The 18,404-nt window shown below is 63.9% G+C and carries 18 protein-coding genes; 8 read left to right on the forward strand and 10 right to left on the reverse strand.

Annotation, left to right across the window (positions count from 1 at the left end; translation table 11 throughout):
* The first annotated feature begins 97 nt into the window (after window positions 1–97).
* The 3 genes from ACFRJ9_RS08495 (at window position 98) to ACFRJ9_RS08505 (ending at window position 3,791) form a co-directional block, all read left to right on the forward strand.
* On the forward strand, window positions 98–1,204 hold the full coding sequence (locus ACFRJ9_RS08495; protein WP_377666398.1) for a GTP pyrophosphokinase family protein: 1,107 nt from the start codon (window positions 98–100) through the stop codon (window positions 1,202–1,204).
* 6 nt (window positions 1,205–1,210) lie between these two features.
* Complete coding sequence (locus ACFRJ9_RS08500) at window positions 1,211–2,707, forward strand: SulP family inorganic anion transporter (RefSeq protein ID WP_377666400.1); 1,497 nt, start codon at window positions 1,211–1,213, stop codon at window positions 2,705–2,707.
* Window positions 2,708–2,795: 88 nt separating this feature from the next.
* Window positions 2,796–3,791 carry a bile acid:sodium symporter family protein gene (locus ACFRJ9_RS08505; protein ID WP_377666402.1) on the forward strand — a complete coding sequence of 332 codons (996 nt, stop codon included), beginning with the start codon at window positions 2,796–2,798 and terminating at the stop codon, window positions 3,789–3,791.
* Here ACFRJ9_RS08505 and ACFRJ9_RS08510 read toward each other — a convergent pair.
* Entirely contained in the window at window positions 3,788–4,795 is a 1,008-nt protein-coding gene (locus ACFRJ9_RS08510) for a LacI family DNA-binding transcriptional regulator (RefSeq protein WP_377666404.1), read from the reverse strand. The genes ACFRJ9_RS08505 and ACFRJ9_RS08510 overlap by 4 nt on opposite strands.
* Window positions 4,796–4,922: 127 nt before the next feature.
* On the opposite strand from ACFRJ9_RS08510, the gene ACFRJ9_RS08515 reads away from it, so the two are divergent.
* The gene (locus ACFRJ9_RS08515; RefSeq protein WP_377666406.1) at window positions 4,923–6,173 is read left to right on the forward strand and encodes a D-arabinono-1,4-lactone oxidase; all 1,251 of its coding nucleotides are present in this window, start codon (window positions 4,923–4,925) and stop codon (window positions 6,171–6,173) included.
* Between the two features lie 61 nt (window positions 6,174–6,234).
* Here the strand turns inward: ACFRJ9_RS08515 and ACFRJ9_RS08520 are convergent, their stop codons facing one another.
* Window positions 6,235–6,693, reverse strand: coding sequence for a copper homeostasis protein CutC (locus tag ACFRJ9_RS08520; protein WP_377666408.1), 459 nt, complete (start codon window positions 6,691–6,693; stop codon window positions 6,235–6,237).
* Between ACFRJ9_RS08520 and ACFRJ9_RS08525 the strand changes: the two genes are divergently transcribed.
* Window positions 6,692–6,946 (forward strand): hypothetical protein, encoded by a 255-nt coding sequence (locus tag ACFRJ9_RS08525; RefSeq protein WP_377666410.1) that lies wholly within the window; start codon window positions 6,692–6,694, stop codon window positions 6,944–6,946. The genes ACFRJ9_RS08520 and ACFRJ9_RS08525 overlap by 2 nt on opposite strands.
* Before the next feature lie 13 nt (window positions 6,947–6,959).
* Here the strand turns inward: ACFRJ9_RS08525 and ACFRJ9_RS08530 are convergent, their stop codons facing one another.
* The 4 genes from ACFRJ9_RS08530 to ACFRJ9_RS08545 are packed head-to-tail and all read right to left on the reverse strand — an operon-like array spanning window position 6,960 to window position 12,551.
* Window positions 6,960–8,723, reverse strand: a complete 1,764-nt coding sequence (locus ACFRJ9_RS08530) for an acetyl/propionyl/methylcrotonyl-CoA carboxylase subunit alpha (protein ID WP_377666412.1) — start codon at window positions 8,721–8,723, stop codon at window positions 6,960–6,962.
* Between the two features lie 7 nt (window positions 8,724–8,730).
* Window positions 8,731–10,383: a 5-oxoprolinase/urea amidolyase family protein gene (locus ACFRJ9_RS08535; RefSeq protein ID WP_377666414.1), complete on the reverse strand. Its 1,653-nt coding sequence runs from the start codon at window positions 10,381–10,383 to the stop codon at window positions 8,731–8,733.
* Window positions 10,384–10,389: 6 nt separating this feature from the next.
* Window positions 10,390–11,739, reverse strand: coding sequence for an MFS transporter (locus tag ACFRJ9_RS08540; protein WP_377666416.1), 1,350 nt, complete (start codon window positions 11,737–11,739; stop codon window positions 10,390–10,392).
* Between the two features lie 53 nt (window positions 11,740–11,792).
* A complete protein-coding gene (locus ACFRJ9_RS08545; RefSeq protein ID WP_377666418.1) occupies window positions 11,793–12,551 on the reverse strand; it encodes a LamB/YcsF family protein in 759 nt (252 codons plus the stop codon).
* A 109-nt stretch (window positions 12,552–12,660) separates the two neighbouring features.
* On the opposite strand from ACFRJ9_RS08545, the gene ACFRJ9_RS08550 reads away from it, so the two are divergent.
* Window positions 12,661–13,356, forward strand: a complete 696-nt coding sequence (locus ACFRJ9_RS08550; RefSeq protein WP_377666420.1) for a GntR family transcriptional regulator — start codon at window positions 12,661–12,663, stop codon at window positions 13,354–13,356.
* On the opposite strand, the gene ACFRJ9_RS08555 is transcribed toward ACFRJ9_RS08550, so the two are convergent.
* Complete coding sequence (locus ACFRJ9_RS08555) at window positions 13,357–14,082, reverse strand: LysR family substrate-binding domain-containing protein (protein ID WP_377666422.1); 726 nt, start codon at window positions 14,080–14,082, stop codon at window positions 13,357–13,359. It abuts the gene before it with no gap.
* 33 nt (window positions 14,083–14,115) lie between these two features.
* On the opposite strand from ACFRJ9_RS08555, the gene ACFRJ9_RS08560 reads away from it, so the two are divergent.
* A complete protein-coding gene (locus ACFRJ9_RS08560; RefSeq protein ID WP_377666424.1) occupies window positions 14,116–14,565 on the forward strand; it encodes a DUF5997 family protein in 450 nt (149 codons plus the stop codon).
* A 55-nt stretch (window positions 14,566–14,620) separates the two neighbouring features.
* Here ACFRJ9_RS08560 and ACFRJ9_RS08565 read toward each other — a convergent pair whose 3' ends face one another.
* A complete protein-coding gene (locus ACFRJ9_RS08565; RefSeq protein ID WP_377666426.1) occupies window positions 14,621–15,001 on the reverse strand; it encodes a VOC family protein in 381 nt (126 codons plus the stop codon).
* A 331-nt stretch (window positions 15,002–15,332) separates the two neighbouring features.
* Here ACFRJ9_RS08565 and ACFRJ9_RS08570 point away from each other — a divergent pair, with 331 nt between their 5' ends.
* Entirely contained in the window at window positions 15,333–15,896 is a 564-nt protein-coding gene (locus ACFRJ9_RS08570; protein WP_377666428.1) for a hypothetical protein, read from the forward strand.
* 58 nt (window positions 15,897–15,954) lie between these two features.
* Here ACFRJ9_RS08570 and ACFRJ9_RS08575 read toward each other — a convergent pair whose 3' ends face one another.
* Window positions 15,955–17,466 (reverse strand): APC family permease, encoded by a 1,512-nt coding sequence (locus ACFRJ9_RS08575; protein WP_377666430.1) that lies wholly within the window; start codon window positions 17,464–17,466, stop codon window positions 15,955–15,957.
* 22 nt (window positions 17,467–17,488) lie between these two features.
* Window positions 17,489–18,361: a universal stress protein gene (locus ACFRJ9_RS08580; protein WP_377666432.1), complete on the reverse strand. Its 873-nt coding sequence runs from the start codon at window positions 18,359–18,361 to the stop codon at window positions 17,489–17,491.
* Between the last annotated feature and the right edge of the window lie 43 nt (window positions 18,362–18,404).

Here is an 18,404-nt window from a genome sequence, read left to right on the forward strand (position 1 = left end):
GTACCGAGCCTATCGTGAGGTTTCGGAAGTTTGGGAAGAGGCACCCCGACGGCGGGTGGCCCGGTTCGCTGTCGGACCCGCACCGTAAGCTGGGGGCATGGCAAGCAATTGGGACAGCCTGGACCAGGATCAACGCGATGCAGTGGATGCGAACGTGGCTCTCTATGAGCGTGTTCGCCCTGCCCTCAAGCGGGTCACGCGCGATGTTTTATTGACCCTCAGGGACATGCTCAACGACGCCGAGGTCACTCCGCTTTTCGTCACGGGCCGCACCAAAACCGTGGAATCGTTCCGCGAAAAGATCTCCCGCACGGATGATCCCCTGGAGCCGGGCGGTCCGCGGGTCCTGAAGTTCCCGGACCCGTTCCGCACCCTGAACGACATGGTGGGCATCCGTGTCATCACCAAACTGCCGGCCGAGAACGCGGCGGTTGCCAACATCATCAAACGCCAGCGCCAGCTCTTCGATTGCCGTGGCGACCGCGAGAAGGACATCGGCTCCATCGAGTCCGGCACCTACGGGTACTCCAGCCGCCACCTCATTCTGCGCACTATCCAGAACGAGGCCGTCAAGGAGTACCAGCACGTCTTCAATCCGGATCTCCCGGCGAATGGCAGCTATTTCTTTGAGTGCCAGATCCGCACGGTGTTCGCGCACGCGTGGAGCGAGATCGAGCACGACATCCGCTTCAAGGCTGAGGACCCCCGCGCCTGGACACCGCATTTCGATCGTCAGTTCACGGCCACGGCGGCCATGCTGGAAACAGTGGAGAGCGCGTTCGCAGATCTTCACGAGCGCTACGAAGAAGTTCGTGGCTACTGGGATCTGGAGGGCGAGGGCGGCATGCCACTGACGCCCAACCGCGTTCGTGACGTATGGCGTACGCTCTTGCCGCACGTTGACCGTAAAGTTGATGACGACTGGGGATGGGCTGCCGAACTCCTGGCGGACCACGGACTCACCAAGACCGTGGAGCTTGCGGGATTGCTCAGCGCCAACCGGATCACCGAGGTCCGCAAGGCCTTGGACCACCGCTACTCCCCCGGCCCCGACCGCCTCCTGGATGACCTCCTTTTGTGGCAGTACGGAACCGAACACATTGATCTCACCGCTGAGGCGCCCGACGTCGTCCCGCACCCGCGGCGCGACAGCCTCCAGCGGCGTCTTAAGCAGATTGAGCGCTACCGGCAAACTGCACTGTAAGGACCCATGACTCCCGAGCAACTCATGTCACTGCGGGCGACGTTCCGTTCGCCCCGCCGCCTGTTGACGGAGTCCCTTGCGGGGCTGGTGGTGGCTTTGGCCCTGATCCCGGAGGCCATCGCGTTCTCCGTGATTGCGGGCGTGGATCCGCGTATTGGCTTGTTCGCGTCCTTCACCATGGGCGTCGTGACCGCCCTCGTGGGTGGCAGGCCCGCCATGATTTCTGCGGCTACGGGCGCTGTGGCGTTGGTGATTGCTCCGGTGATGAAGGAGCACGGGCTTGATTACCTGATTGCCACCATCATCCTTGCGGGCGTCTTCCAGATTATTCTGGCCATCCTTGGAGTCACCAAGCTCATGCGCTTCATTCCACGGTCCGTGATGATCGGCTTTGTGAACGCATTGGCCATTCTGGTGTTCATGTCCCAGATGCCCGAACTCTTCAATGTGCCGTGGATGGTCTACCCCATTGTCATTGTTGGTTTGGTGATCGTGTTCGGGCTGCCGCGGCTGACCACTGCCATTCCCGCACCGTTGGTGGCAATCGTGGCCATCACCTTGGTCACAGCGCTGGGGCACATCGACGTTCGCACCGTCAGCGACAAGGGCGAACTCCCGGATAGCCTGCCCGGGTTCTTCGTGCCCAATGTTCCCCTGACGTTGGAGACCTTCCAGATCATTGCGCCGTTTGCCTTGTCCATGGCTTTGGTCGGTTTGCTGGAATCGCTGATGACCGCCAAGCTCGTGGACGACATCACCGATACCCGGTCCAACAAGACCCGCGTTTCCTGGGGCCAAGGTACGGCCAATATCGTGACCGGGTTCCTGGGCGGGCTTGGTGGTTGCGCGGTGATTGGGCAGACCATGATCAACGTGAAGGGCTCAGGCGCGCGCAGCCGGCTCTCAACGTTCCTGGCCGGCGTCTTCCTGCTGATCCTGGTGGTGGTCCTGGGCGACGTTGTAGGCATGATTCCGATGGCTGCGTTGGTGGCGGTGATGATCTTCGTTTCACTGATCACCTTCGACTGGCATTCGATCCGGCCTTCCACGCTCAAGCGCCTGCCCAAGTCGGAGACGGCGGTCATGCTGGTTACTGTTGCCGCCGTGGTGGCGACGCACAATCTTGCGGTGGGTGTCGGCGTCGGGGTCTTGACGGCGATGGTGCTGTTCGCCCGGAGGGTGGCCCACTTCGCGACTGTTGAGCGGACGGAACTGGACCTCAACGGTGACAGGGTGGCGACGTACACCGTAGACGGCGAACTCTTCTTTGCTTCGTCGAACGATCTCTACACGCAATTCGACTATGCAAAAGATTCCTCAGACGGCATAGATCGAGTGGTCATCGATCTCCACGGCTCCCATATCTGGGATGCCTCCACTGTGGCTGTGCTGGATTCGGTCACCGAGAAGTACCGCAACCATGGTCGCGAGGTGGAGTTCATCGGGCTCAACGAGGCCAGCGTCCGCATGCGCGAGCGGCTGGCCGGAAAACTCAGCTCCTGACCGGGAGGGATGCCGGACATCTGACATATACGCCTCCCTGCAAGTAAAGAATTCGTTCTCACTACCGGGCGGGTGTGAGCATGGATAAATGCTTGAGGCAACCAATACCCCACCGAAAACCGAAGAACCCGCTGCGCCCGTCAACGCCGCCCTTGCCGCTGAGGCCAGGATTGCGCGAGTTGCCGTCACGGTGTTCCCGCTTCTTGTGGTGGTGGCCGGCATCCTTGGTTTCCTCATTCCGGACCTGTTCAAACCCATGGGCGTCTCGGTCCCGTACCTGCTGGGCGTCATCATGTTCTGCATGGGCCTCACGCTGACCCCGCCGGACTTTGCCTCAGTGGCCCGTCGACCGTGGGCCGTAGCGCTGGGCATCGTGGCTCACTACGTGATCATGCCCGGCGCCGGCTGGCTCATCGCCGTGCTGTTGCAGCTGCCTCCCGAGCTGGCCGTCGGCCTCATCCTGGTCGGTTGCGCGCCCTCCGGCACAGCCTCCAACGTCATGGCGTTCCTGGCCAAGGGCGACGTCGCCCTGTCCGTCGCCGTCGCCTCGGTTTCCACGCTGATCGCACCCATCGTGACTCCGGCGCTGACACTCTTCCTGGCCGGTTCGTTCCTGCACATCGACGCCGGCGCCATGGTGATGGACATCGTGAAGACTGTGCTGCTGCCGGTCATCGCCGGCCTGCTGGCCCGGCTCTTCCTCTCGAAGCTGGTCGCGAAGGTTCTGCCCGCACTTCCGTGGGCGTCCGCCGTCGTGATTTCACTGATCGTTGCGATTGTCGTGGCAGGCAGTGCAAGCAAAATTGTTGCCGCTGGCGGCATCGTGTTCCTGGCAGTTGTGCTGCACAACGGCTTCGGCCTGGGCCTCGGCTACCTGGCCGGCAAGCTCGGCCGCCTGGATGACAAGGCCCGCCGCGCACTGGCGTTCGAGGTTGGCATGCAGAACTCGGGCCTGGCCGCGACGCTGGCCACTGCACACTTCACCCCGCTGGCAGCTCTGCCGTCGGCCGTGTTCTCGCTGTGGCACAACATCTCTGGCGCCATCGTTGCGGCCTGGCTGGCTCGCCGCCCGCTGAAGGACTAACTACCCACGGTGGTGCCGCGTCGGTGCAGCTTCCACGGCGACGCTACCCGGACGCCCTCAGCGGCAGTGGCCCCCGCCAAGCGATCCAGCAGCATCATGACCACTTGTTCAAAGATCGGATCCGGCCCCACCGTGGTGAGCGCGGGGTCGTACTCCTGGCCCTCGGTGGAGTTACCCACACCCACTATCTGAATGTCCTCAGGCACGCGGAGGCCTAGCCGGTAGGCGGCGCGGATGGCCTGGAGCGCTTCCATGTCGTCCGTGCAGAGAACGGCCGTGGGGCGGTCAGGGAGCTGGAACAGTTCCAGGGCCGACTGATACGCGGTGGCCGGACGGTGATGCGACGTCCGGACGAGCGACTCATCCAGCGCGATGCCAGCCTTCTCGAGGCCGGCGGCATAAGCAGCGAACCGGCTCTTGGGCCTTCCGGCGGGTTCAGCGCGCCGGATGCAGGCAATTCGGCGGTGCTTCTCGGCAAGGAACGCCATGCATTCTTCAAGCCCGGCATCAGACTCAGGCGCCAGGACATCGAATCCTGCCGGTTTCATGGTTCCTGAGATCACCACTTGGGCTACTCCCCGGCGGGCAAGCTCGGTGACGGTTTCGTCTTCGGCAGTGGTCTCCGGAAAGTACCCGATGATGACGCCGTCCGCGCCTCCGGACATCATGAACTTCCGCCAGTCGTCGCCCAACAGAATCACTGGCTGGTAACCGTGTTGGGGGAGGATGCGTGCGGCGGCAGTGGCAAGGGCCCGGTCCCACGGCCACTCAAGGTTTCCGATGGCCACGGCAACAACATCAGTCCTGCCTCGGCGCATGCCCCGGGCCGCCTGGTTGGGCACGTAGCCAAGCTCCTTGACCGCAGCGAGAACCCGGTCCTGCGTGGGCTGGCTGATCCGGGTGGTGCCGCCGTGCCGTCCGGAGAGAACGTAGGAGACGGTGGTCAGCGAAACGTTGGCAGCCGTCGCTACATCCCGGATGGTGGGCTTGGATCCTTTGCTCACGTGTTGCTCCTGATAGACGGCGGTTTCTTGAACCCTATCTGCAACCAGCTGGACTCCCCTTGACGCACAGATTTGTGAACGCTCACAATTTACGGAGACCGAAAACGCACGATGGGAAGATTATTCAATGAAGAACTGGGCAGGAAACCTTGAGTACTCGTCCGCGGAAATCCAACGGCCTACCTCGGTCAACCAGCTGAGGGAGCTCGTGGCTAAGGCGCCGAAGGTCAAGGCACTCGGTTCGCGCCACTCTTTCAACAAGGTGGCAGACACGGACGGCACGCACATCCTCTTGGACGCTCTTCCACAGGAAGTGGTCCTCAACAAGGAAAAGAGCACCGTCAAGGTCAGTGGTGGCATCAGTTACGGAGCCTTGTGCCGGGCAGTGGAAGAACACGGCTACGCCATCCACAACCTCGCTTCGCTCCCCCACATCTCCGTCGCGGGCGCCATCCAAACCGGCACGCACGGCAGTGGAGTGAACAATCCCTCCCTGGCTGGCGCCGTCGTAGGCATTGATCTGGTGCGCGCCAACGGCGAGCAGGTGACGCTGACCGCCGCCGACGACGACGAGTTCCTCGCCAGTGTGGTGGGAATTGGTGCACTGGGCATCGTGACCGGCCTCGAGCTGGCAGTCCGCCCGAGCTTCCAAATGCGCCAACGAGTCCTCACCGGCCTGCCGTGGGACCGCGCGCTGGCGAACTTCCAGGACATCGCGTCGAGCGCCTACAGCGTCAGCTTCTTCACGGATTACACCGGCGACGCCATACCCCAGGTGTGGCTCAAGGCGCTGGATTCCGAGCCAGCCCTGCCGGACCTCTTCGGGGCAACCCCGGCGACAACCGCGCTCCACCCTCTTCCTGATATGTCCGCCGAGAACTGCACGGAGCAGTTGGACATCGCCGGCAAGTGGCTGGACCGTTTGCCGCACTTCCGGCACGAATTCACGCCCAGCAACGGCGAGGAACTCCAGAGCGAATTCCTGCTGCCGCTGCACCACGCACCGGCCGCGCTGCAGGCCGTCCGCGGTCTGGCGGAAAAGCTGGCACCGCTGCTGTTCATCTCCGAAGTCCGGACCATAGCCGCTGACGAATACTGGCTCAGCCCCTTCTACCGGCAGCAAAGTGTTGCCCTGCACTTCACATGGAAGCCGCTGCAGACCGAGGTGGAGGCCATCCTCCCCGAACTCGAGGAAGCCCTCCGGCCGTTCGGCGCACGCCCGCACTGGGGCAAGCTTTTCACCCCCGGCCAGTACGACTTCGGCGCGCTGTACCCGCGGTTCGAGGACTTCCGGGCCTTGGTCCAGACCAACGACCCCGCGGGCAAGTTCCGCAACGGCCTGCTGGACAGCGTGTTGGGCGTCGCCGTCGCGTCCTAGCTCGTCGGCAGCCCGCTGTTCCGTCGCCGGGCAGCAACGGAACAGCGGGCTGGCAACGGAACTACGCCGGAACAGCCACCCGTGCCGCAGCCACGATCACGGGATCGGTAGCGTCAAGCTCCTGCGCGCCACCACCAGGGCCTGCAGGGTATGGGTCCACATAGTTTGTGCGCGCCGAGAGGTGCACGGCCGCAACGCCTGCCGCAGCAAGCGCGGGGACCACGCCACCCACTCCAGTACCCCGGAGGGCGGCGATGTCCGCGCACATGGTGCGGACGTCGTCGTCGGAATAGACGTAACCGCCGCCGCGGTTCCGCACCAGTACGTGCACGTAGCCCGCCGGGGCCGCGTCGACGGCCAGCTGCACGGTGCCCATGGACGGCGTCAGGCCGTCGTCATCGGGCTGGGAATCACGCCGCGCAGCGTGGCCGCAGTGACAGTGCTGCTGGACGGGCAGATCCTCGCGTCCAACGTCATCCCCTTCACGCCTGAATCCGATCCCGTGGGTCAGTTGCCGCATGCTGGGCCGATCCCTCGGCGGCACCGTCAACCTGCTCGGCATCTCCACAATCATCGTCACGGGCGAGACGACGGCACTGTGGGAACACCTCCGGCCCGGCTTCGAAGAAGGGCTCCAAGAGACCGTGCTCCGGTTCCATCACCCGCTGAACATCACGGTGCGGGACTGGACGGAGGCGGAGGGCGCCATTGGAGCAGCCGGCATGGCCTTGCACAACGCCGTGGTGCTGAATCCGGCCGGCTCGGCCTCGTAGCAGCTGTGCGCGGCTACTCGATGTGCGCCAGCACAGCGCCGGCCATCACCACTCCCCCGGGTGCCGAGAGAACTTCGGACAGTGTGCCCGCGCGATGAGCCGGGACCTGCGTTTCCATCTTCATGGCCTCAAGGACCACCAACGGGTCCCCAGCGGCTACCTCAGCGCCGGGCTCCACCAGCCATTTCACCACCGTGCCGGCCATGCTGGATACGAGGGCGGATTCGGCTGGCGAGTCACCGGAACCGGTGACGGAACCCGGCAAACCCGTGACATCCGCAGCGGCCGGAAGTCCCTGCCCGGAGCGCGCCCAACCGTCCAACAGATCGGCCGGGAGTCCCACGGCGAGCCTCTTGCCGTCCACGTCCACTGTGATGGTGCGCCGTTCACCGTTCGGGGCGGCAACGCTGTACTCGGCGTCTACCGGGATCTGGTCTGCGAAGTCGGTTTCGATCCACCGAGTGTGCACCCTGAGGCCGGCCACGGAGGTGAAATCGTCTGATTCGAGGACCGCACGGTGGAAGGGCAGGACGGTGGCGAGGCCCGTGATCTTGATTTCGGCGAGGGCCCTGCGTGCGCGGCGAAGGGCTTGCTGCCGGTCAGCCCCAGTGACGATCAGCTTGGCCAGCAAGGAATCGAATTGAGGCGGCACGGTTGAGCCGGAACGCACTCCTGTGTCCAGTCGAATGCCCGGACCCGTCGGCCCTTCGAAGGAAGCAACCGTGCCCGGGGAGGGAAGGAATCCGCGTCCCACGTCCTCGGCGTTGAGGCGGAACTCGAAGGAGTGCCCGCGAGCTGCAGGGTCCTCCGAAATGCTCAGGGGCAGGCCTGCGGCGATACGGAACTGCTCCTGGACGAGGTCGATTCCGGCGGTTTCCTCGGTAATGGGATGCTCCACCTGAAGCCTGGTGTTGACCTCAAGGAATGCCACCGCTCCATCGGCTGAGACCAGGAACTCCACGGTTCCGGCCCCAAAATAGCCGGCCTCACTGACAATGGCCTTGGCGCCGTCGTAGATCTGTTGCCGCTGCGAGTCGCTCAAGAATGGTGCGGGAGCTTCTTCCACAAGTTTCTGGTGGCGACGTTGGAGTGAGCAGTCGCGGGTACCCACCACAATGACGTTGCCGAGCTTGTCCGCGATGATCTGGGCTTCCACATGCCGCGGCCGGTCCAGGTATTGCTCTACGAAGCACTCGCCACGACCGAAAGCAGCCACGGCTTCACGGACTGCGGAGTCAAAGGCTTCCTCCACTTCAGCGAGCTCGCGGACCACCTTGAGTCCACGCCCGCCTCCACCGAAAGCAGCCTTGATGGCCAAGGGAAGTCCGTGCTCTTCGGCGAAAGCCCGAGCTTCGGCGGCAGAGGACACCGGTCCGTCGCTGCCGGCCACCAAAGGAGCGCCAGCACGGACGGCGATCTCGCGGGCGGTGATCTTGTTGCCCAACTGGCGAATCGACTCCGGCGAGGGACCGATCCACTCGAGTCCGGCGTCGAGCACTGCTTGCGCAAAGTCCGCATTCTCGGAGAGGAAGCCATAGCCGGGGTGGACGGCGTCCGCACCGGAAAGCACCGCGATGCCGAGCAGCTTTTCGATGTTCAGGTAGGTGTCAGCGGGGGTGTTTCCGCCCAAGCTGTACGCTTCGTCGGCTGCTCCAACGTGCATTGCGTCGGCGTCGATGTCTGCGTAGACGGCCACCGACGAGATGCCGGCGTCATCGCAGGCTCGGGCGACGCGGACGGCGATTTCGCCACGGTTCGCGATCAGGACCTTGCGCATCAGATACTCACTTCTTTGGGGTCTTGGTGAAGTCTGGGGAATCGTTCACCAGGCGGAATCGGATCCGGCCGCCGATTGGTACCTGCGCGGCGATGTCCAAGTGTTCGTCACGGACTACGCCGATCACTGGATAGCCACCGGTAATCGGGTGATCTGCCAGAAACAGGACGGGCAATCCGGCGGGCGGGATCTGAAGTGCACCCGCCATGGTGCCTTCGCTGGGGAGCTCGCCTTCGCGGGTGCGTTGGAGCGGGGTGCCGTCCAAGCGCATGCCAACCCGGTTTGACTGCGGTGTGACCAACCATTCCTGGCTGCAGAGCGAATCGATCGCGGCTTGGTCGAACCAGTCGGCGCGCGGCCCGGGCACAACGTCCAGCACTGTTACGCCCGCACCCGGAAAATCAGGCTGCAATTCGGGGCTGCCAACCGCGGTGGAAACCGTGGCCTCACCGATCGGGAGCTCCTGGCCGATGGCCAGCGGCGCCGGACCGATCCCTGACATCGTGTCCGCCGATCGGCTGCCCAACACTTGGGGGACGTCTACTCCGCCGCGGATCGCCACATAGTTGCGGAATCCGGACTCGGGAGCGCCCAGAGTCAGCACTTCGCCGTCGAGCAATGCGAATGGCGAGGCCATCGGGACGGTCCGCTGCCCGCCTGGCTGGTCTCCGGCGTCGTCTTCGCCTGAGTCAACCCACGACGGCGATTGGACGGTCAGCGTGGTCGGCGCGCCGGTCACGGCAATCACCTGATCGCCGGCGGCTTCAATTGTCAGCCCGCCATTGACGGTTTCGATGGCGGCGGCCGAAGAGTCATTGCCCACCAAACGATTGGCTCGTCGCAGCGACGCCCGGTCAAGGGCACCAGCAGCAGAAACGCCCAACGGACCAAAGCCACGGCGGCCGAGGTCTTGGATAAGGCTCTGCGCGCCAGGGTTGAGGATCCGCAAACCAGGGCCCGCGTGATGCTCCGAGTCGGGTTCGTGCGACGACGATGAAGCAGCTGTAACAACCTCACGGACTGCCCGGTATTGCACCCTGTCGCCCGGGCGCACCAAGGCTGGCTGGGACCGGTCGAGGTCCCACATCCGTGCCCCGGTGCGGCCGATCAACTGCCATCCACCCGGGGAACGCCGGGGATAAACAGCCGAGTACTGGCCACCGAGGGCCACGGATCCCGCGGGAACTGCTGTCCGCGGCGAGGAACGGCGAGGAACCGTGAGTACTTCGTTTTCGCCCACCATGTAGCCAAAACCGGGTGCGAAGCCTGCAAAGGCCACCGTCCAAATCTGGCCCGTATGTGCGGCAACAACGCCGTCCGCACTCAGTCCGGTGAGCTCCGCGACGTCGGCGAGGTCGTCGCCGTCGTACACGGTGTCGATGACAACCAACCCGGAGTCGGTAACCTCCGTTGCGGCAAGTTCCAGTTCCAGCAGGCGGGCGCCGATGGCGCGGGTGGCTGCTGCCGACTCGCCCACCACCATCACCGTTTCCGCAGCTGCCAGCACGTCCACTTGGCCAGGCAGGGGCGACTTGTTAAGCATGTCCTGCAGGGCGAGTACTTCCTGCAGCCCGTCCAACTCGGCGAGGACGGCACGGGTGCCAACGGGCCTTACGGAGCGGACCCTTTTCGCGGTGGTCGTCTGGATCACGGTATCCATCTTCGGTTACGCCGCCGGCTGAGCGTGCGTCCCCTGAAGCAGGCGAACGTCTTCCTCAGGCTTGGGGTCACGGCCAATGGCCATGCCCACAATGGTAATGATGGCTGTGAGGAGCAAGTAGGCGGCAATCAGGTACCAGCCGCCGGACGCTGCGCCGTAGAGTGCGGTGAAGATGATGGGCGCCACGGCGCCACCAATCACGCCAGCCAGGGTGTAGGCCAGCGAGCTTCCGGCATAGCGGAGGCGGGCCGGGAACTGCTCGGTGATGAAGGCTGCCTGCGGGCCGTACATGAAGGCGTGGAGCGCCAGGCCGATCACGGTGCCGATGGTCAGCATCGTCACGGATTTGCCCTGGATCATCAGGAAGAAGATCGGGATGTAGGCGGCGGTTGCGGCGGCAGCGATGCCGTAGACAAGGCGACGGTTGATGCGGTCGGTGAGAGCGCCGGCCAGCGGGATCAGGAAGAGCTGGAACGCTGAACCGATCAAGATGGCAGAAAGAACGTTGCCAGTGGTCATGCCCAGTTGCTTGGTGGCGTATACGGCCACGAACACGGTGAACAGTGCGTAGAGAACGTCAGGGCACACGCGGGAGAGCGCTGCGGCAACCAAGGCCTTGGGCTCAGTGGTGAAGACTTCCTTGATGGGTGCCTTGGGACGATCGCCCTTGGCTTGGATGGCCTTGAATACCGGCGTTTCCTCCAGCTTGAGGCGGATGATCAGGCCGAAGGCCACAAGGAAGGCGGAGGCCAGGAAGGCTACACGCCAACCCCATGAGAGGAAAGCTTCGTCACTGAGTGAAGCGGCCAGGATGGCGAGGACGCCGTTGGCCATGAGGTTGCCGGCAGGAGGGCCGATCTGGGCTGCGGAGGACCAGAAGCCGCGCTTGTTGGGGTCACCGAATTCGCTGGACAACAGGACCGCGCCGCCCCATTCGCCGCCAACGCCGATGCCTTGGGCCAGGCGCAACATCACGAGAATAATGGGGGCGGCGATGCCGATCACCGAGTAGTCCGGCAGCGCACCGATGAGGACTGTGGCTACGCCGATGAGGACCAGCGTGAAGACGAGAACGTACTTACGGCCGATCTTGTCGCCGAGACGTCCGAAGATCACGCCACCGATGGGACGGGCCAGGTAGCCAACAGCAAACGCTGAGAAGGAGAGCAGCAGCGCTACGAACTCGTCATTGCCCGGGAAGAAGATCTTGGGGAACACGAGGGCCGAGGCCACCGAGTAGATGGCGAAGTCGTAGTACTCCAGCGAGGTGCCGGTAAGGCTGGCGACGTATGCCTTGAGAGCGCCGGCCGGTGGCTTCCTTGTCACGGCCTTGGCTGCCTTGTTGGTACTGGTCATGGTTTCCTCCGGGGGGATGAGGGAGTTAGTGCGGAGCCTAAGTTCAAGCAGATTTAGACGAACGAGCCGATGTTGACATCGGCGTCGCCGAGAGCGGACTTCACGGCAGTGGCCATTGCGACGGCCCCCGGTGAGTCACCATGCACGCAGATGCTTTCTGCGCGGATCTTCAGTATGGAACCGTCAATCGCCCTGACGGATTGCTCGGTGGCCATCCGCAGGACATGCTCGGCCACTTCGGCGGGATCGTGAAGGACAGCGCCCGGTTGCGAACGCGAGACGAGCGTCCCATCGGGGTTGTAGGCACGGTCCGCGAAAGCTTCGGAGACGCCCCGGAGGCCGGCTTCTTCCGCCAGGCGCAGGACTTCGGAACCTGGAAGGCCGAGGATCGGAAGGCTGGGGTCAACCGATTTCACGGCGTCGACGACGGCACGCGCCTGGGCGGTGTGCTTGACGATCGCGTTGTAGAGGCCGCCGTGGGGCTTGACGTACTGGACTGTTGCGCCGGCGGTGGCCGCCAGGGCCTGCAGCGCACCGATTTGGTACACGACGTCGTCCGCCAGTTCCACAGGATCGATGTCCATGAAGCGGCGGCCGAATCCCGCGAGATCGCGGTAGCCAACATGGGCGCCAATAACGACGCCGGCCTGAGCCGCCTTTTCGCAGGTGCTGCGGATGACGCTGGGGTCGCCAGCGTGGAATCCGCACGCAACATTGGCACTGGAAACGGACTGGAACATCGCAGCGTCATCGCCGAGGGACCAGCGCCCGAAGGACTCGCCGACGTCGCTGTTCAGATCGATGATTGCCATGGTGTGATCCCTGCCTCGTGATGTGCGTTACATCCAGCATGCACCAATCTGCTGGATTGTTCAACAATCCAGCGATACGGATTTTCGGCAATCGTGTAATTTTGGATTCATGGCCAGCGCAGATCAGGTATTCAGCGAGCACCCCGAGTCCAGCGCGCGTGCCCGCATGCGCGTCCGGGTTCCCTCCGTTGCCGAGCGGGTCGCCGAGGAGCTGCGCTACCAACTGGCCGAGGGTTTCCTGGTTCCGGGCGCGAAGCTCACCGAGGCCACCATTGCCGAAGACCTGGGGGTCTCCCGGAACACCGTCCGCGAAGCGTTCGCCGAGTTGGCCGGCGAACGGCTGCTCACCCGTCAGCCCAACAAGGGCGTGTTCGTGGCCACCCTGGAAGCCGGCGACATCCACGACGTCTACACAGTTCGCCGGGCCATTGAGGTCAGCTCAATCAGGACAGGTGGTTCGCCGGAGCGAATTGCCGCAGTACGGGCAGCCGTCGAGGAAGGCAAGCTCGCAGCGGCCGCAAACGACAACGAAGGACTGGGCAGCGCCAACCAACACTTCCACGGGGCGATCGTGGACTTGGCCGAGAGCAACAGGCTGACCACGATCATGGCCCAAATCCTGGCCGAGATGCGGCTGTACTTCCACAAAGCCACCGTGGACGCGCACTTCTACAGCGACTGGCTCACAGAAAACGAGCAGATCTGCTCAGCGCTGGAGGCCGGCGAGCTTGAACGCGCAGGGGACTTGCTGCTGGCCTACCTGAACCGTTCAGAACAGCAGCAAACCGCGATTCACGGCGCGTAGCTAGCGTTTGCCCTTCTTGCGCGAACCCTTGCCGCGGCCCTTGTCCGGATTCGGGGCGTAGCGCTGCGCGACCGCAGGCTTCTTGGGGCCGCCACCCCGGCGATCCGGCTTGGGAGCCTTCTTGGGCTTCTCCTGTTGGGCCGACGGTTGACGCGAGCTCTGAGCTGTCCGGCCACGAACGATCCCGATGAATTCCTCGATCACCGGGCTGTCCGTTCCCACGAGCCAGGCCAGGCCAATCTGGGTGGTGGGGGCTCCGGTCAGGCGCCGCATGACGGTGTCCTTGACGTTCAGATGCCGCGCAACGGACATAGGCAAGATAGCCAACCCAGCACCCGACGCCACCACCTGCAGGGCCATGTCCGGCCCGCCCATCTCATCAATATCCAGGAAATTCTCGTCGGACAAATCCTCGACGGCGACTTCCTCAAACACCGAGATCTCGTGGCCCTTGGGCGCAACCACCACGGGCTGCTCTTCGTACAAGGGGATGACGTTCAAGCCGTCACGGTCTACAGGCAACCGAACAAAGCTGAGGTCGGCGGAACCGTCATGCAGGACCGCAACCTGCGCGTCGTCGTCGGCCATGAACGAGTGGAGCGGAAAGTCCGGCATCCGCTCTTCCCACCGCCGGATCCATTTCCCAGGAGTCACACCCGCAACAAAGGCGAAGCGGAGGCCGGGTAGGGGTTCAGTTGTTTCGGTGGATTCTTCAGCGGCTGGCACACACTCACAGTACCGGCCAGATACCCTTGAAGCATGACGTCCTCCAACTCCCAGTCCATGAAGCCGGCAACAGTTGCCAAGAAACTCGGCATCTACCTGCCCGCGACACCCCAGGAGTTCCAGGATTCGTCCATCTCCCGCGACGATTTCGCCGAACTCCAGGCCAACCCGCCGGAGTGGCTCGGCGAACTGCGCCGCAACGGCCCGCACCCCCGCCCTGTGGTGGCCCAGAAGCTGAACGTCTCCATCAGCGGCCTGGCACGTGGCGGCGTTGAGGAAGCACTCACGACGGCGGAAATCACCGAACTGCTGCAAGCTCCGCCGCAGTGGCTGGTCACCGAGCGCGCCACGCACGCCGCTGTGCGCACCGAAGCCCAGCGCGTCAAGGACGAAGCCGCCAAGAAGGCTGCCACCAAGGAAGCCAAGGACAACGCGGCAGCCAAGCGCGACGCCCCCAAGACTTCCAAGCGGGACCACGCATAGCTTTGAGCTGACTGTGGCCGGGACCTGTGTCCTGGCCACAGTTGTTTAAGGCGCGCTAGTCCTGATGGAGCTGGACGAAGTTGCCGCAGCCGTCGTCGAAAACGGCACTGATGCCTGACGGGTCCTCGGCAGGCTCGCCCTTGAACTTCACTCCCGCGGCAAGCAATCGCTCGTACTCGGCCTGCACGTCAGGAACGCCGAGGACAACGGCCGGCATCCCGGCGTCGTAGACGGCGTTCATGTAGTTCGCGCCGATCGGGTTGTCGCTGGGTTCCAGCAGTAGTCCCGTCGATCCCGCGCCCGCGCCCGGATCCTTGATGATGAAGAGGTTGTACTCCGGCATGGCCATCAGGGTTTCGAAGCCCAACGTCCCCGTGTAAAAGGCGTGGGCCGCGGCGGGGTCCTTGACGTGGATGCTGCACATTTTCAGTCTCATGGTGCCTAGGCTACGCCCGGGGTGCGACAGAGGAGATGCCCGCGACGACGGCCGCGGGCAAGGGACCCGCGACCGTCGCCAACCCGCTAGGGTTCGATATGCCAGGACGAGCGGACAATCTCCCACGCAAGACGCGAGACATTGACCAGCAGATCCGATTGCCCTCAGGTCTTTCGTTTGCTAACGATGCGGCAGGCTTTTGCCTGCTGGCATCGAGCCTACCGAGAGTTCACTACCTGATTCATAGGGCACGCAGGCGACCCCTCGCGCCCGCCGGGACTCAGGCGCATACTGAATTCAAAGCAGCGTGATGTCGCCTGGAGGTGGTCCGATGCCCGCCATGATGCTTCTGTGGGGCGTAGCTCTGGTGCTCGCAACCGCAGCAACCACGTATGTCCTGCACAGGAAGCTGACATACGGCCGCGGTCCGGAGCCGGACGGTGTTTTTTGGGACTTGTTCGGGGGCTTGGTGGTGATTGTTCCCGCCATCCTGGTACCAGCCGTGCAATGGCCGCCGGCCGGACTCATCATGATCCTCGCCGCTGCCGCAACCGCGGCAGCCACCTTGGCCGCCATCCGCAGGGTTGCGCGTTTGCACGCCGCCGAGCCCCGACGTCGTGCGGGTTTTTCAGAGGACTCAGCCCGACATGCGGACATTCTGGAGCACTGGCGCAGTTATGAATTGGACCCTGCCCGGACCATCGCGTACCCGGCGATGACGGACGTCCGAACTGCCGAAACGGCCGCGCTGACCCGCGCCATGCACGAGGCCGAGTTCTGCAAGGTGACAGCGGGCACCGACTATCGCGCCGCCGTCGAGCGCCTCGCCGAAGCACTAGTGGCAGCCGAGAAGGCAGCCGGTGTTCCAACCGCCGCCCTACCCTCGCCGAGATGACACTTAATGCCAATCCCGGCGAGCAACATTGTCATCAAATGCCATCTCGGCGCAGGGGCTAGGCCCGGGTCAGCACCTTGCCCTTGAAGAACTCGGGCCGCAGCCGGTACATCACCAGCATGACCACTACGCCCAGCAGGATCACGCCCATGCCGAGGATGAACACCAGCCCCACCCCGCCAACAGACGAACCTGAACCGTATTCGGGGTCCATGGAGTCGAGCGCTGTCTTCACGAACATGACCAGGAGGATCACCCCACCCACCAGCGGCGCCAGGAACTTGAAGAAGAACGAGCGCGCACCCTTGAACGCCTCGGCGCGGAAGAACCAGACGCACGCCAACGCAGTGATGCCGTAGTAGAAGCAGATCATCATGCCCAGGGCGGTGATGGTGTCCCACAGGGCATTCTCCGACACCGTCCGCGTGATCACGTAGAAGCCCGCCGCCGCGATGGCAGCGGCAATGGTGGCAAAGCTGGGCGACTTGAACGTGGGGCTGATCTTGCCGAACCTGGGCGAAATGGCCTGATAGTGGCCCATGGCCAGCAGGGTGCGGGCCGGCGAAACGAACGTCGACTGCAACGACGCCGCCGAGCTGCTCAGGATGGCCAGGGACATCAGGATCGCGAACGGCCCCATTACCGGGCCGGCCAGGACAGCGAAGATGCTGGACTGGTTCTCCGGATTGCCCACACCCAGTCCGGTTTCGCCAACACCGGCAAAGGACAGCGTTGCCAGGGCAACGGTCATGTAGATGATCACGATGACCAGCACGGTCACCGTTGCGGCGCGGCCGGGCGTTTTCTCGGGGTTCTTGGTTTCCTCGTTCATGGTGAGCGTGACGTCCCAGCCCCAGTAAATGAAGATCGACAACGAAACACCCGCCGCGAACGTGGAGAACGAGTCCACAGCGAACGGGTTGAACCAGTCAGGGGAAATGGCCGTGGCATCGAAAGCCGTGCCATTCCCGACGTGGATGAACGCAGAAACGGCGAACCAGCCCAGCACCAGCAATTGGAAAGCCACCAGCACGTATTGGACGCCTTTGGTGGTTTCCATGCCGCGGTAGGAGATCCAACAAGCCAACGCGATGAACACGAGCGTTGTGGCGATGTTCAAGGGCAGGATCTTGCTTAGGTCAGCCAATTCCGGGTTACTGAAGATCTGGCCGAGCATCAGGTAGAAGAAGTCCACCGCCACGGCCGCCAGGTTGGACAGCACGATGATGGTAGCCGCGATCAGGCCCCAGCCGCCCATCCAACCGATCCACGGACCGAAGGCGCGGGTCGCCCACGTGAAAGAGGTGCCGGCGTCGGGCATTGCGTTGTTCAGTTCGCGGTAGCCGAGCGCCACCAGCAACATGGGGATGAAGCCCACCAGGAAGATGGCGGGAAGGTGCACGCCTACCTCGGACACGGTGGGGCCCAGGGCCGCGGTGAGGGTATAGGCGGGTGCGATACAGGAAACGCCGATCACGACGGCGCCGATCAGGCCCACCGATCCGGCTTTCAGTCCCTTTTCACTGAGGGACGATTCTTTCGACTGGACCGTCTTTGGTGCAGTTGACATGTTTTTGCCTCTCAGGCGGTTGCTAGGAGATCTGTCGCGTGTAGTCCCGGGGGACCACGATCATGGGAACAGGGAGGGCGCGCAGGATCCGGTTCGCGGTGCTGCCGAGGAACGTGGCGCGGTGTTGGGCCAGGCGGCTGGAACCGATCAGCAGGATTTCGCCGTCTTCCCATTCAAGGCGGTCTACGGCTTCCTCGATGGTGCGGCCCTGCGCGACGACGATCTCGGGTTCACCTTGAAGTGAGCCGGTCGCCTCTCCGGAACCCCCGACGGCGGCAAGCCGGTCGGCGGCATGCACCCAGGCGGCGTCGGCCAACCCAGGCGAGTTACCGCCGTCGAGCGCCAACAGGGAAACCAGCCGCAGCGGAAGGCCACGGTCGCGCGCGGACTCGACAGCGACGTCGAGCAGTTCATCAGCGCCAGGACGTGTCCCGAAGCCGCAGCTCAAACGCGTGATCGGCTCGGTGCGGTGGTAACCGTGGGGCGCCAACGCGACCGGAACAGGCGAGGAGTGCAGCAGTGAACTCGCAACGGATCCGATGGTGAACCGCTTGAACAGGCCGCTGTTGGTGGCACCGATGACCAGTGCCGCGGCGTCAAATTCAACGGCGGCATCGATCAGGGTCTGGGCTTCGGAATCACCGCGTCGGATGTGGGCGCGGGCCTTGACGTCGTCCGGCACCAAGGCGACGCCTTCGTCCAGCCAACGCTGTGCCTGCTCGTTGAGGATGTCGTTGTAACCGGCCTCGGGCGGGTACACGGCGTTGAACGGGGAGTCTTCGGGGATCACTAGGACCAGGTCCAGGCTGACATCGTGGTTCCGGGCCAGCGCGACGGCAAGGTGGACGGCGTCGTGCCCCCTCGCGTTGGCGGTATAGCCCACTACGTAGCGCATGGTGGTCCTTTCCTGTTGTGCTGCTTAAACAGTGGAGCCGGCA

It is taken from the genome of Paenarthrobacter sp. NPDC056912, from assembly GCF_042786555.1.
Lineage (GTDB): Bacteria > Actinomycetota > Actinomycetes > Actinomycetales > Micrococcaceae > Arthrobacter.

Bases quoted from the DNA above. Each gene is read 5' to 3' on its own strand.
- ACFRJ9_RS08580 (WP_377666432.1), bottom strand. From the start codon at position 18,361: ATGCGCTACGTAGTGGGCTATACCGCCAACGCGAGGGGGCACGACGCC.
- ACFRJ9_RS08505 (WP_377666402.1), top strand. From the start codon at position 2,796: ATGCTTGAGGCAACCAATACCCCACCGAAAACCGAAGAACCCGCTGCG.
- ACFRJ9_RS08500 (WP_377666400.1), top strand. From the start codon at position 1,211: ATGACTCCCGAGCAACTCATGTCACTGCGGGCGACGTTCCGTTCGCCC.
- ACFRJ9_RS08575 (WP_377666430.1), bottom strand. From the start codon at position 17,466: ATGTCAACTGCACCAAAGACGGTCCAGTCGAAAGAATCGTCCCTCAGT.
- ACFRJ9_RS08520 (WP_377666408.1), bottom strand. From the start codon at position 6,693: ATGCGGCAACTGACCCACGGGATCGGATTCAGGCGTGAAGGGGATGAC.
- ACFRJ9_RS08515 (WP_377666406.1), top strand. From the start codon at position 4,923: ATGAAGAACTGGGCAGGAAACCTTGAGTACTCGTCCGCGGAAATCCAA.
- ACFRJ9_RS08570 (WP_377666428.1), top strand. From the start codon at position 15,333: ATGCCCGCCATGATGCTTCTGTGGGGCGTAGCTCTGGTGCTCGCAACC.
- ACFRJ9_RS08530 (WP_377666412.1), bottom strand. From the start codon at position 8,723: ATGCGCAAGGTCCTGATCGCGAACCGTGGCGAAATCGCCGTCCGCGTC.
- ACFRJ9_RS08540 (WP_377666416.1), bottom strand. From the start codon at position 11,739: ATGACCAGTACCAACAAGGCAGCCAAGGCCGTGACAAGGAAGCCACCG.
- ACFRJ9_RS08545 (WP_377666418.1), bottom strand. From the start codon at position 12,551: ATGGCAATCATCGATCTGAACAGCGACGTCGGCGAGTCCTTCGGGCGC.
- ACFRJ9_RS08495 (WP_377666398.1), top strand. From the start codon at position 98: ATGGCAAGCAATTGGGACAGCCTGGACCAGGATCAACGCGATGCAGTG.
- ACFRJ9_RS08560 (WP_377666424.1), top strand. From the start codon at position 14,116: ATGACGTCCTCCAACTCCCAGTCCATGAAGCCGGCAACAGTTGCCAAG.
- ACFRJ9_RS08565 (WP_377666426.1), bottom strand. From the start codon at position 15,001: ATGAGACTGAAAATGTGCAGCATCCACGTCAAGGACCCCGCCGCGGCC.
- ACFRJ9_RS08525 (WP_377666410.1), top strand. From the start codon at position 6,692: ATGCTGGGCCGATCCCTCGGCGGCACCGTCAACCTGCTCGGCATCTCC.
- ACFRJ9_RS08535 (WP_377666414.1), bottom strand. From the start codon at position 10,383: ATGGATACCGTGATCCAGACGACCACCGCGAAAAGGGTCCGCTCCGTA.
- ACFRJ9_RS08550 (WP_377666420.1), top strand. From the start codon at position 12,661: ATGGCCAGCGCAGATCAGGTATTCAGCGAGCACCCCGAGTCCAGCGCG.